Source organism: Pseudomonas sp. So3.2b, assembly GCF_019464415.1.
Classification (GTDB): domain Bacteria; phylum Pseudomonadota; class Gammaproteobacteria; order Pseudomonadales; family Pseudomonadaceae; genus Aquipseudomonas; species Aquipseudomonas shahriarae.
This window is the reverse complement of record NZ_CP080494.1, coordinates 443,373-456,789: the sequence shown is the minus strand read 5'-3', so window position 1 is coordinate 456,789 and position 13,417 is coordinate 443,373. Positions and strand designations below refer to the sequence as shown.

Genomic DNA, 13,417 nt, shown 5'->3' with positions numbered 1-13,417 from the left:
AAAACACTTAAATCAGTTACGCGGGTTCCAGGCGCCGGCGTTGATACCGTCGACCAGGCGGTTGATCGCTTCGCGCATGGCCAGGTCCAGGACCTTGCCATTGAGGGTGGAGTCATAGCTGGCGGTGCCGCCAAAGCCCACGACTTCACGGTTCGACAGCGCGTATTCACCGGCGCCCTGGGTGGAATACACCACTTCGGAGGTGCTGATGTTGACGATATTCAGGTTGATCTTGGCGTAGGCCACCTGGGTCTTGCCACGGCCGAGAATGCCGAACAACTGGCGGTCGCCGGTTTCTTTGCGGCCGAACTCGGTCACATCGCCGGTCACCACGTAGTCAGCACCCTTGAGGTTCTGGACGGTGCCCTTGATTTTCGCTTCCTGGGAGATTTCGCCCATGTTGTCGCGGTCCAGCACGCTGAAGCGGTTGGTCTGCTGCAAGTGGGTGATCAGGATGGTCTTGGCCTGGCCACCGAGGCGGTCCACGCCATCGGAGAAGATCCCGCGCATGTAGCTGGAGCGGTTATCGAACTTGCCCACGGCAATCGGCACGCGTACGCCGGAGTAGGCGACGCTGGCGCTGGCGACTTTTTCGATCGGCAGTGCGCGGGAGCTTTCCGTGGCGCAACCGGCCAGGGTCAGCAGTGCCGTGGCGGCAAGGCCGGACAGCAGGATTTTGCAGAGTGATTTCACAGGGTGCTCCTAGGTGAATAAATCCGGGGTATTAACGTGAGGGTATGGCGCGCAGGTCGTGCACGATGTAATTGCTCAAGCCACCGGTGAAATGGCGCTCGATATTGGCGTTGCCTTCATTGGTCAGGACCCCGCCAATGGTCTTCCATTGCTGCACCCGGCCGCCCCAGTTATTGGGCACCAGGCCACCCCGATCCTGGGCAAAATGCAGCACCTCGGCGTCGGCTTTCTTGACCTTGACCTTGTAGCCGAAGTCGATGCTTTGCAGGATGGTGTTGTCGTCGACCACCAGGCTGGTGATACCGCCCTTGGAGTCGAGGAGATGGCGCACGTAGACGATATCCACGTCCAGCAGGTAGTCAGCGGTCTGCTTGCTGCTGGCGTAGCGCTTGGCCTTGAGCAGACGGTCGACCAGGTCGACGCCCAGTTGCTCGCGGACTTTGGCGTCCGACATGAAAATTCGGCCCTGCCCCACCACGTTGACGTCGAAGGTATCGACCCAGAAGGTGGCGGTCTTGGGAATGGTCACGGGTGCTGGAGAGATGTAGTACGGGGGTTTGGAAGCGCAGCCGGCCAGAAAGGAAAGAGCCAGCAGTAGGGCAAAAATGCGCATCTTCGAATTCATCCCTGATTAAGTGCTGCGGCATTTTACGGGGTTGCGAGCGGTTCTCAAGGTGTTTCGCACTGGTGGGAGCAGGCTTGTGTGGGAGCAGGCTTACCAGTTCCCACACACGCTCGCTCCTACCAGGACGGTTTAGAACGCGTAACGGGCCTTGAGCATGACGCCATCGGCATCAAACCCACTGCGAGCCTGACGGGTGTAGCTGGCGCCGACGCTGAACGCCGAGACCTGGTAGTTCACGCCCACGCTGGCTTCATAGCTGTCACGCGCCACCGAAGCGCCGGTCACGCTGAACGTCGAACCGCCGTTCACAAAACTGGAAGTCTGCGCCACGCGATCACCCATCAGGTCGTGATAGGCCATCACGGTCGCTTCCGGTTGCAGAGTGCCGGCACCCAGCGCCAGGTTGCCTGCCACACGCAGGCCGGCGCCCAGCTCACCGACTTCGTAACGTTGGGAACCAGTGTTCAGCGCCGCCGAAGAGCCCTTCTCATGCAGGCTGTCCATGTGCACGCTGGAGTAACGCGCGGCGACACGCGGTTCGATCAGCACGCTGTCCGACGCTTTGAAGCTGTAGCCGCCGATCACGCTGGCCGACAACGCCTGGCTGTCGTAGCTGCCCTTGGCCGTGGTGCCGGCGATGTGGCGCTTGCTGTCGTTGTCGTTGACGCCATAGCTCAGGCTGCTATCGACAAACCAGTTCTGCAGCGACCAGTTGCCATACAGCGACAGCGCGTTGCCCTGCACTTCAGTCTTGTTGCCCAGGTCCGAGTGAATGTTGGAGTTGAGGTAGCTGTACGCCACGCCCACGCGGGTGCTGTCGTTCAAACGCCCGTCCACGCCGACGGCCACGCCGCTGCTGTTGGCTGAGTAACCGTTATCGCCACCGCGACCGTCCTGGTCCATGTTGCTGCTCAGGCCTTGCACCCACACACCGCCGCGTTCGCTGCCATCGCGCTGGCCGGCCAGGCGGTTGAGGATCGTGCCGTTGATCACGGTCTGCCCGGACAAGGCCACGTCCAGCGCGCCACGGTTTACGTCAGGTTTGAGCTGTTCGCCAATCTGCGCCAGTTGCTGGGCGCTGCCGGCGTTGGCCACGGCCTGGAACACTGCGTCGTCCTGGCTCAGTTGCCCCAGCACTTCGTTTTTCAGCAGGTTCACGGCGGTGACTACCGAGGTGCTGGCGCCCACGCCGCCGAGGTCGGTTTGCACCTGCTCGTCTGGCTTCAAGCCCACCACGGCCTTGACCGTCTGCGCATCGGCCGAGTAGCTGAGCACATCGAGCAACGATGAGCTGCTGGCGACCGTCAGGCCGTTGTTTTGCACGCTGCTAGCTTGCAGCAGGGTGTATTCGGTGCCGCTGGGCGCTGCGGTGAAATCACCGGGCTTGGCGCTCAAGGTCACCTTCGAAGCCTGGGCAAAATTCGCGGCGCCGCTGATCGTCAGGTAAGGCGTGGTCGGCACCACGCTGTTGGACAGGCGCATATCAACCCCGGCGCCGCTGGCTACATTCAGGTCGCCAGTGATGGTGGTGCCGGCGCCGGACAGGTTCAACGAACCCGCGTTGACCGATACCGGGCCGCCAATGCGCGCGCCGGTAAAATCGGCCTGGCCGTTGATGTTCACAGCCGTGACACCGAGCACATCACCGACGATTTTGCCGCCGCTCCAGTTCAGGCTCGCCAGGTTGGCCGCGTCGATGGCGGTGCCGGAGTTGCTGCGGATTTCCCCGGCTTGCTGGTTGATTTCGAAGGGGGAGGTTTGCTTGCCAGCATCGACCTTGATCGCAATGCCATCGGCGCTGACAGTGCCACGGTTGACGATGCCGCGAGAGCCGATGGGGCTGTTTTGCGCAAAGCTTGCACCACGGAAGTCGAAAGCGTTGGCGTTGGCGCCTTTGGCTTCTAGGACACCTGTATTGAGGATGTAGTCGACGGTACCGTCATAAAACACCACGCCGGACGCACCAGCGCCATTTGCCGAAAGCAGGCCGCTGTTTTCGATGCGTAAAGGAGTAGTTTCGGTTTCCACCTCAAAGGCCCAAGCGTCTTTACCCGTCACCGACAACGTCCCGGAGTTGAGGATCTTGCCCCCAATACTGGTGAGTTGCGTGCCCCGCCGGTCCAGTGCAATACCAAGGGAATCATCTCCGACCAATGAGATCACACCGGTATTGGAGACATCCCCTCCCACCGTGGCGCCATGCAGGTAAATACCATCTCCGCCTCTCTGGGAACTGGTTGTGGCTTGGATGGTGCCGGAGTTGATGACACTTCCGCCGATGGTCGCTCCACCGATTTCAAGGCCCTCATAACCACCGTTATTCAGGATGATCTTTCCAGCCTGGATCACATCCCCCCGTGATGGTGCTACTACGCGGATTAGTAGTCATTTCCAGAGATGCGTCCACGGCAAGCGCCCGAATGGGGCGGTCGTGATCACCCAGAACGATATCGGCCCGATTGATCAGCGACCCCTCGATCCTCGTATCGGCGATACTCACCCCCATCCAATTGCTCGTGACTAGGTTGGCGGTCACGTTCGTGGGCTGAGTCACCGTCCCGGTGAGGGTCAGTGATTCACTAAACTTCTCACCGCTCCAGGTGCTCTTGCCTTGGCCAAGATCCACTTCAACGGCCAGCACTTGAGTGCTGATTGCCCCAACGATTAAAGCCAGCAGGCTTTTTTTAAACGGCTTTGGCTTCATGTAAAACTCCATGTATGACTGGGGCTCCGCTCACGATCTCGCGGCAGCAGGTATAAAACCGAAACAGCCTGTTGAGCCCTTGCACTGACCGACGACCTGCATCATTTGAGCTGATCAAGGGCCTGCTCAATTTCCCGCAGATTGAGCAAGCGTTCGCGGTCATCGCCGAACAGGTTGTCGGCACACAGGCTCTCAAATTGAGCGAGGACCTCATTTTGATTAACAGCCAACCCATTGATTTATAACGAACAACTACTCATCAAACGTTTAAAGGCGCGCAACTCCGTGATTGTCAGTGGGCCGCCGAGGCGAGATAAATAGGAGTATTCCTAAATTTATTGGCGAATTTTCCTGCAATAAAAGGTCACTTTTCCTACGCGCCTAGTTTTCCTGCCCCACCACCAGTTTTAACCCTGGCCGCCGCACCTCACGGGAGTGATGCGCCGTCACCGCCTGCACCCCGCCCTCCTGATCGTTATGAATCACCAACACCCCCGGCCGGCGTAGTTGCTCAAGCTCGCCTGCCGCCAGGCGGAAGCTCTCGCTCAAGCCGTGGTCGCTCAACGCCTTGGTCGCCGCGCGCCGCTGGGCAAACTGCTTGCCGCGTCGTTGTTGGTAGCGCGCCCAGACGATCAGCAGCACCGCGTTGAACAAGGCGATCCACAGGTAGATCTGCAAGGTGTTCAGCGCGGCAAAAATCGGTGCATCGATGCGTGGGCCGCCATTGCTATCGAGCATCGGCACCAGGCCGCGCACCAGCAGGATCACCAGGCCGGCCCAGGCCATCAGGGTCAGGAAAATATCAATGGCCTGCATCACAGGCCGCTGTGGGGTACGGATCAGGTTCATGGCTTAACTTCCTTGGCAGGTGCCTTGATGCCGCGATCCGGGCTGACCCAGCGCGCGCGTTTTTGATGTTGGCGGAACAGGACTTTGGGGAAGCTGACCAGGGTGGTGAACAGGCTCACCAGCCAGAACACCAGCGGGTACCAGACGGTCCAGAACAGGGTTTTCCACAGGCCGCGCTCGTAGCGCCGGTCAATCATGATGCTCACGGCAAATTGCACCAGGCACACCACCGCCAGCAGCAAGCCGGTGAAGGCCGGCGGCATCAGCGAGCCGACGGCAATCGCCTCGGGCAACGGCACGACTTTCCCTACGCCCCAGAAGATCACCGACAGCAGGAAAGTGAAGGCCCAGCCGGTAGACAGGCAGTACTCGAACAGCAGCGGCCACAGGTAGCGATGGCGCCATTGCCAGATCCCGCGAATATTCTTGAACAGCACTTCGGCGCCGCCCTGGGCCCAGCGCAGACGCTGTTTCCACAGGCCGCCGAGGGTTTCCGGCATAAGGATCCAGCACAGCGCACGCGGCTCGTAGAAGATGCTCCAGTGGTCCAGTTGCAGCTTCCAGCTCACGTCGATGTCTTCGGTGATCATGTCGGTGCTCCAGTAGTCGACCCGGTCCAGGGCCGCCCGCCGAAACGCCACCACCACGCCGGACACAGTGAAGATCCGCCCGAAAACCCGCTGGGTACGCTTGATCAAACCAATGATCGAAGAGAACTCGCCCACCTGTACCCGACCAATCAAGGTCGAGCGCGTGCGGATGCGCGGGTTGCCGGTGACCGCGCCAAGCCGTGGGTTGTCGAGCATCGGCGCCACCAGGTAGGCCGCCGCGTTGCGGTCGAGCAAAGCGTCACCGTCGATGCACACCAGGTATTCGCTGCGCGCCGCCACGGCGCCCATGCGCAGGGCCACGGCCTTGCCCTGGTTTTGCGCCAGGTGCAGCACCCGCAGGCGCGGCTCTTGCAGCGCCAGGGCATCGAGTACTTCGGCGGTGTTGTCGCTGGAGCCGTCGTTGATCGCAATCACTTCCAGGTTGCGATAGCGCTGGGCCAACGCCGCGCCGATGGTCTCGGCGGCGTTGTCGCCTTCGTTGTAGCAAGGGATCAGGATCGAGATCAGCGGCTCGCCTTTGAGCACCGGCGCCGGGGTGTCATCGGACCACGGCCAGTGGCGCTCCCAGTGCAGCCAGAAGTACAGGCCGCCGGCGATCCACAGCCCGGACATGAACAACGGGTAGAAAAACACGAACTCCATCAGGAACTGCCCGGTGACCAGGAAGATCAGGCCCAGGGGCACACCCAACACCAATGCCAACACGAGAAGAGCAAGGATTCTGTCGAACATGAGTCAAGGATTCCATTTGTTGGAAAGGGCCGGACGCACGGTGTTCAGATCCGGCGAATTCTCCAGGAAGTTGTCGGGGTAGTAGCCAAAACTGCTGGCACCCTGGCGCTTGAGCACACCCATCCACTCGGCCATTTGCACGCCGGAAATGTCCGGGGCGGCTGGAGTGCGCCAATCCTTGGCCTGTAGCTCGAAGACCGTGCGCTGCATCGCACCGGGCCGGGCCTTGACCGTGGCCACGAGCTTTTCCAGCCAGGCGTTGGAGTTCTTCAGTGACTGACCTTCCATCAATGGCATCGCCATCGGCGCGGTCCAGTCGTAGTGCTGGAGGAAGTCGTCGAGGTTCTGCGCAAACCAGGCTTCGCTGGCCGGGTTGAGCATCGGCTCGGCGAAGATATTACGCGCGGTGAGCACTTCCGGGCCGCGCAGGGCGCGGACCTTGGCGGTCAGTTCATGGGTGAAGTCGATCAGGTAGCGGCTCTTGAAACGGGTCCAGCGCTGCATCACTTCAGGGTCGGCGCGCAGCGCCTGGATGCTGCCCGGCAGGCCGTTGGCGGCGTAGGTTTTCAGGGCTTGGGGGCTGGCGTCTTCAAAGTCCGAGAGCACGGCGTCATCGTGGAACAACACACCGTGGATAGCGCTGGTACGGGCCAGGTCTTCGTAGATCTCACCGATGACTTTGCGCACCTGGGGATCGAACGGCGACAGGCGCTGGTACTGTTTCGGGTCGACGGCCACCTTGCCGGTGGCCGGGTCCCAGCGGCTGACGCGGGGTAGCTTGGCATCCAGGGCAAAGCTCAGCACGGGCATCCAGGCGTAGACTTTGACCAGGCCGGCACGGGTATGCAGCTGCCAACTGACACGGTTGAACAGGTCTGCGCGCATCGGCAGATGGCGGTTGGGGAAGTACAGCGAACGCGCCAGGCCATCACCCTTGGGGTCGGCAAAAGCCTGAAGGAACACGGTGTCGACGCCCATGTCCAGCACACGCTGGACCAGCGCGTCGAGGTTGCGCACCTCCTGCGCCTTGTCCGGGTCGTAGACATGATCGAGGTCCACATGCAGCACGCGCATCGGTGCTTTGACCTGCGCCGAGACCATGCTGTTGGCGAAGTCCTCACCGTACGGGTCGTTGTCCACCAGAAAGCGCGGGCTGCTCATCAAGTTGCCGAGGTTGTCGAGGCCGTCCTCCAGGGTCAGGGCCATCTGGTAACCCTGCTCACCCACCACCGCCAGGGAGGTGCCATCCGCCGCCCCATACGGCCATACCCACACACGCGGGGCCTTGCCGGTAACGGCGCGGATCTTATTGGAAATCGCCGCGACGTCGGCGCGCATCCGCGCCCGGAACTGCGCTTCGGACTCATAACTGCGGGTGACCGGGTCATAGCGCCGGGTGGCGGCGGCCGGTTCCTGGTTGCCCTGGGGGTTGGCCAGCACGCCCTTGTGGCTGGCGTCGGTGTGGGCGGCGATTTCCACCAGGCCCGATTGCGCCACTTCGCGCACTTGTTGCCAGGTCAGAAACTCCCCGCGGTTACGCGGCACGCCGGCAAAATCCACCGGCTGGTTCAACGGCGTGTCGACCCAACTGCCCACTGGCGCCAGCACGGCCGGCCACTGGTAGGCACGCAGGATCGGCATAACGCGGGTGTAAAAGCTCGAATAACCGTCGTCGAAGCTGAGCATGACGGCTTTGGGCGGCAGCTCTGGCCCGCCGGCACGGGCGGCGAGGACCTGGTCGACGCTGACCGCCTGGTAGCCGTTCTCGCGCAGCCAGGACAACTGTTCGATCAGGCGTTCGGTACGCACCGCCACCACTCTCTGGTCGGGGTCACGGTCGTTGACATCGTGGTAGGCAATGCCCAGGAAATGGTTTTTCGGCCACGGCGCTTCGTTGACCGGTTTGAGTCGTTCAGCAGGTGGCGTAAAAGGCGCGGGGGACTGGGCACAGGCACTGCTCAGCAAAAAGCCCAGGGCCAGCAGGCAACGGGAAACAAGGGTCATGATCGGACTCTTCTAGAAACGGTAAGTGAGGTCGACGATCAGGCGCACATCGCTTTCGCGCTCACCGTCATAAGGTCGGTTGATCCAGCTCAGGTTGGCGCCGGTCTCCAGTACGTCGTTCCAGCGATAACGCTGGCCGTAACTGAGCAAACCTATCGCGCCGGTGGAGTAATCGCGCTGGCTGTAAGTGCCCGCACCGGCCTGGAACTGCTGACTCCACTGGGTTTCGTAGCGGTGATAAAGCACATGGTTGACGCTCACCGTGGGCAGCACGCTGAAGTCTGAGCGCGGGTTGAAATACGCGGCCTCTTCCTTACTGTTGCGGCTGGCGGCGACTTCCAGGCCAAGGTCTACTTGCACGCCCGGCGAGCGGTAGACACCCTCACGGCCGATGAGCGACGCTTCGACACGGTCGTTACCGTCACTGAAGTGGGACGGGCTCAGCGCCAGTTTCCACTCACGGCTCTCGTTGGCGCTCCAGCGGATAAACCCGCTGCCGCCGTTGGCGGTGACGTTGGCATTGAGCGCGCGCAACGGCGTGCTGGCGGCCAGGTAGTCAAGACTGCCCCCGTACTGCCAGTGGTCGTTGATATCGCGGGCAATCGCCAGGCGTGCGCCCTGCTTGGTGCCTTTGCCGTAGGAGTGATTGGAGACTTCGGCCTCCAGGGTCATATCACGGGTACGCCGCTCCACACCCAGGCGCTGCCAGCGGTGGTGGCCCGTGCCTTCTTCAAAGTCGGCGGTGGCGTAGCCGATACCGCCGAATATCCGCCAGTCTTCATCGATGGGCGGGCTGTAGAGCAGGGTTTCGATCCCCCAGTCACGGCTACCGGCAACCGCCCCGCCGCCATGGCTTTTACCGGTCTCGGCTTCGATACGCAGCTCGGCCATCTCATGCACTTTGCGCAGGCGCTGGAGACGTTGGACCTGGCGATTGTCCGGGGCGCGGGCGACCACGTCATCGGCGAGCATATCGAGTTGGCGCCACTCCTGCAGATCCAGCGCGTTGTAGCCTTGGGAGACTTCCAGGTCGATGTGGCGCGGGTTCTGGTTTTCGGCGTTCTTGAGGGCAATTTCGGCACGTCGCGGCCAGGCGCGGGCGCGGAACATGTCCGCCTGGGCCACGCGCATGCCGACATTCCCGGGCGAGGTGCGCACCAGGGTTTCCAGGCTTTTTTCACTGGTCGGCAGATCGGCGCCGTAGGTCGCGGCCTGGGCCGCCAGTTGCTGGGCGGCCAGCCACGCGTCGTTGGGGTTACCGAGGGGCAGCCCCTTGAGTTCAACCCGAGGTTTTTGCGTGCTCGCCAGGTCGTTTGCGACGGCGCGAGCTTCGCGGGTCTGGTCGTTTTCCAGCAGGGAGTAGTACAGCGCGGTGCTGTCGACCACTTGGTTGCTGGGGTCGGCATCCGACGCGGTCACTGCCTGGCGATACAGCGGCGCGGCCTTCTCGGGCAAACGCTGGTCGAGGTAGGCGGCGGCCACCCAGCGCAGGGCGTAGTTGGGCAGTTGCACGCCTTGAGCTTGCAAGGCTTCGTAGTCGTGGAGCACCTCGGCGGTACGTGCGCGGGCCTTGAGCGCGCCCAGGCGGTCGATGCGCCAGCGCACCACATCGTCATGGGCACTGGCGTCCGGGGTCCAGGTGGCGAGCAATTGGTCGTAATTCTTGAGGGCGCGGTCGGCGATCACAAAGCGTTCGCTTTCACTGCGCGTCGGGAATTCAGCCAGGCGCACGCGTTCGGCAGCCAGGTCGCCTTCCAGGCGGCGCTGGGTCACCGGGTCCAGCAAGCCGGGGTGGCGGGCGCTCAGGCGCAGGGCCGGTTCCGGCATACGTGCACGTTGCAGGGCGATCAGGTATTCGCGCACCACCTCGGGCTGGTTACCGGCGCGGATAAACGCCTGGTCGAATTCGAACAGCGAATCATAGGGCTGCCCGGCACGGGACAACGCATAGCCCAGGGCCATACGCCGCTCGACATTCTCGGGCTTGGCCGCCACCAGGGTGCGGGCACGCTGCACGGCTTCGGCGGTTTTGCCGCCATCGGCCAGGGTCATGGCCAGGCCCAGTTGCAGGTCCGGGTTGCTCGGTTCGCGCAGCAAGGCCTGGCGATACACCATTTCGGCGGGGGCCCAGCGCTGTTGATTGCGGTAGGTGCGGGCCACGGTGGTCAGCGCTTGGGTGGTCAGTTGGCGCTGGTGCCCCTGGGCCTCATAGACCTTGAGTACTTCGTCATCCTGGCGCGCCCAACTGGCGATCAACAGGTGATCGCTGACCTGGCCAGAGGTCTGGCGCTCGGCAGGCAATTGGCGCAACAGGTTGAGCGCTGGCGTGTAGTTGCCGGTACGGGCCTGGCGAATCAGGGAATCATAGGCAGGATCGGCCACGGCCAGGGTCGGCAGCAACAAGGCAGCACCGATCAGTAGACGCAGGCGGCCAGGGCCAGAGGGAGAGAAATTACGCAACATGTCGTCAGCTTCCTTACTCGGAAAGCTGTAGCGATAGGTTCGCCTGTACAACACGCATCAGGCCGCCGGTGTCTGATGACCCGGCCAAGCTTTCCTGGGCGCAATATCCCTGAGAAGGATATGGAATAGGACAAATTAGGACAATTGTTCAGAATTGTCCTACAAGCCAGTTGAGATCAAACGTGGGGCTTGTGTGGGAGCTGGCCTCTGTGGGAGCTGGCTTGCCTGCGATGGCATCACCTCTGTTTCACTGACACACCGAGGTGATGCTATCGCAGGCAAGCCAGCGCCTACACAAACCGTATTCCTACAGGGGGTCGGGCAGCCTTATTGGGCGCCGCTGACCGCACCCAGCTTGCCCAGTACGCCGCCGATAAACTGCTCGACGGTCATTTTCTGGCCATTGAAGGTCACTTCATTGTTGGCGTAATGCAGCTTGGCCAGGATGTCGTTGCCTTCCAGGGTCGCCAGTTGCGTGCCCACGGCCATGCCGCTGACCATCTCGCTGGCCATCTGGGCCTGCTGCTCGATGGCTTTGGGGTCAGTCACACCACCGATCTGCGCTTGCAGGGCGGCCACGTCAGCGATCATCGGCTTGGACAGGGTCAGATTGGCATCCAGCAGCGTGATCATCTGCTTGGCCAGTTCAACCGGCGGCAGCTCCATGGTGGACGGCTTGGTCAGGTCTACCACCAGGTTGAAGCGGCTTTCGCCATTGGCGGTCTTCAGGGACAGATTTTCCAGGGCCACTTGCGGCTTGGCGGCCAGCAGCAGATCAACGTTGGCCTGGGCCAGCACTTGCTCGGCTTCGCTCAGTTGCAGCTCAGGAATCGGTTGGCCGGCAGCCTGGGCAGCCTGCACCGGTTGCATCTTGTCCTGATACAGCTTGGTCAGCACCATGGTCGATGGCACATCGATGTTCTTGACGCTCACGGCCATGGCCGCCGAACCCACGGGCTTGCCCTGGTAACCGATCTCGGTGATTTTGTAGTCGACGCGACCGTCCAGGTTGTTGTCCTTGGTATCGCTGCTGTCTTTCTGCTCGAACCCTTTGACGGTCAGCACGGCTTGTTCCGGGCCAAAGGTGAACGTGCTGTTGCTCAACACGACGGTATTCTGGCCGACATAAAAACCAAAGCTGCTCTTGGTCAAGTTACTGGCGAGGGTCAAGCCATTGAGCTCTGCCTGGAACGGTGCCCCCTTGGGGTCGACCAGGGAGACCTTGAGGGCGTCCATGTAACCGTCGACCTTGATCTCTGTCGCCTTTTCGGTGTTGAAGTAGTCCATGTTCAAGCCGGAGAAGGTGACGCTGGTGGTGCCGTCCTTGTACTCCAGGGGCAGCAGCTCCAGGTTGCCCGTGACCGAACGGTTGAAACCGATGTTGGCGACGCCTTTGACCGGCGAAACGTCCTTGGTGGCGGCGAACCATTTTTCGGTGGTCGGGTTCTTCTCAAGGGCCAGGTGACTGGTAGCCAGCACTGGCCACCACTTCAGGGTGACCAGGCGCGAGACCGGCAGTGGACCGTGTTCGATACGGTCGACAAACAGCAGCTCGCTGTCTTTGAACTGTTCACCGAACACCGCGCCTTCAGCCTTGAGACGGAAGTGGCCGGTGCTGCTGAACCAGCCGCGATCCAGGGAGACCATCTCCAGGGTCATACGGCCATCGACACCGGCCAGGGAGCGTTCCATCTCCTTGTTGGCGTCTTCGATCGTGGTTTTAAGCACACCTTCCAATTGGCTGCCGGTGTACCAGGCACCGCCGGCACTGACCACGCCGACGGCGGCAACAAAACCCAAAAGTACAACGGCTGATTTATTCATGAAGTGTCCTGATCCAATCCTGTGCGAAGTGGGCTGTCTTCCCTGAACCCCGAAGTGGGGCGTCGGCTCAAGCCCGCCGAAAATCGGGGCAAGGTTAGCACTGGCGGGGGGGCTCGTTGCAATCTCTTGTGGCGGACAACGCGGCCCAGGGGATGGAAATGGAACATTGTGGCAAGGGGGCTTGCCCCCGTTGGGCCGCGTAGCAGCCCCAATAAGACTCACTGAGTTTTATCAGATCCACCGGACTCAGCCCTGGGTCAGGAGTATTCCATCTCGATTTCGTCGAGTTGGTGATCAAAACTCTTCAGCCGCGCCGTCCAGGTGTACACCAGCACTTCAAACTCGCGGTGAATCACCGCATTGCCCGGCGTATCCGCCTTGGGGTCGTAGAAGTCCAGTTGGTAACGCTCGCGGGCCATGGCGGTGGCGACGTCGGACAGTTCCCGGGCGTTGTTCAGCCAGTGCCGCCCTTCGGCCACTTGTCGGTCGAGTACCACGCATTGTTGCTTCAAGGCTTCAAGGCTTTTTTCCAGGGGCGTGCCGGTCAGTTCGCCCATGACTTCCTGGAAGGTGCGCCCAGGCTGCCAGTAGCTGCCCCAGAAATAGCGGTCAAACACGGTTTCGACCCGACGCAGGGCGACCTTGGTGTCCCAGATCGCCACCCGCGTCTTGCCTTGTTCGAGGATTTTTTTCTGGGTGCGCTGGCCCTGGTAGGAAGCCCAGGCCACCACGCCAATGGACAACGCGGCGATCAACGCACAGGCGCTGTCGAGGAACACCATGGCCTTATCCAGTTGATGGGCCAGCATGACGCCGTAAAAGTAAGTCGCCGATAACAACACCAGTGCGAAGAGCACGCACCAGAACGCGGGAGCATAAGGGTTTTTCATTATTGGAATCCCCATGAGCAAC

The 13,417-nt window shown here is 61.6% G+C and carries 8 protein-coding genes and 1 pseudogene; all 9 read right to left on the bottom strand.

Going from position 1 to position 13,417, the window contains the following annotated elements; all coding sequences use genetic code 11:
* Positions 1-12 precede the first annotated feature (12 nt).
* Positions 13-693 (bottom strand): CsgG/HfaB family protein, encoded by a 681-nt coding sequence (locus tag K1X80_RS01995; protein ID WP_057436965.1) that lies wholly within the window; start codon positions 691-693, stop codon positions 13-15.
* 31 nt (positions 694-724) lie between these two features.
* Positions 725-1,306, bottom strand: a complete 582-nt coding sequence (locus tag K1X80_RS01990; RefSeq protein WP_186625058.1) for a hypothetical protein — start codon at positions 1,304-1,306, stop codon at positions 725-727.
* A 141-nt stretch (positions 1,307-1,447) separates the two neighbouring features.
* Positions 1,448-4,022, bottom strand: a pseudogene (locus K1X80_RS01985) (autotransporter outer membrane beta-barrel domain-containing protein).
* A 381-nt stretch (positions 4,023-4,403) separates the two neighbouring features.
* Positions 4,404-4,871, bottom strand: coding sequence for a poly-beta-1,6-N-acetyl-D-glucosamine biosynthesis protein PgaD (gene pgaD / locus K1X80_RS01980; protein ID WP_057438951.1), 468 nt, complete (start codon positions 4,869-4,871; stop codon positions 4,404-4,406).
* Positions 4,868-6,214 (bottom strand): poly-beta-1,6-N-acetyl-D-glucosamine synthase, encoded by a 1,347-nt coding sequence (gene pgaC / locus K1X80_RS01975; RefSeq protein ID WP_120731196.1) that lies wholly within the window; start codon positions 6,212-6,214, stop codon positions 4,868-4,870. The genes pgaD and pgaC overlap by 4 nt, the downstream gene beginning before the upstream one ends.
* 3 nt (positions 6,215-6,217) lie before the next feature.
* Positions 6,218-8,218, bottom strand: a complete 2,001-nt coding sequence (gene pgaB, locus K1X80_RS01970; protein WP_198791994.1) for a poly-beta-1,6-N-acetyl-D-glucosamine N-deacetylase PgaB — start codon at positions 8,216-8,218, stop codon at positions 6,218-6,220.
* A 12-nt stretch (positions 8,219-8,230) separates the two neighbouring features.
* Complete coding sequence (pgaA, locus tag K1X80_RS01965; RefSeq protein WP_220172624.1) at positions 8,231-10,681, bottom strand: poly-beta-1,6 N-acetyl-D-glucosamine export porin PgaA; 2,451 nt, start codon at positions 10,679-10,681, stop codon at positions 8,231-8,233.
* Positions 10,682-11,008: 327 nt separating this feature from the next.
* Entirely contained in the window at positions 11,009-12,505 is a 1,497-nt protein-coding gene (locus K1X80_RS01960; RefSeq protein WP_057957945.1) for a YdgA family protein, read from the bottom strand.
* Positions 12,506-12,762: 257 nt separating this feature from the next.
* Positions 12,763-13,395, bottom strand: a complete 633-nt coding sequence (locus tag K1X80_RS01955) for a hypothetical protein (RefSeq protein WP_057438948.1) — start codon at positions 13,393-13,395, stop codon at positions 12,763-12,765.
* Positions 13,396-13,417: the final 22 nt, after the last annotated feature.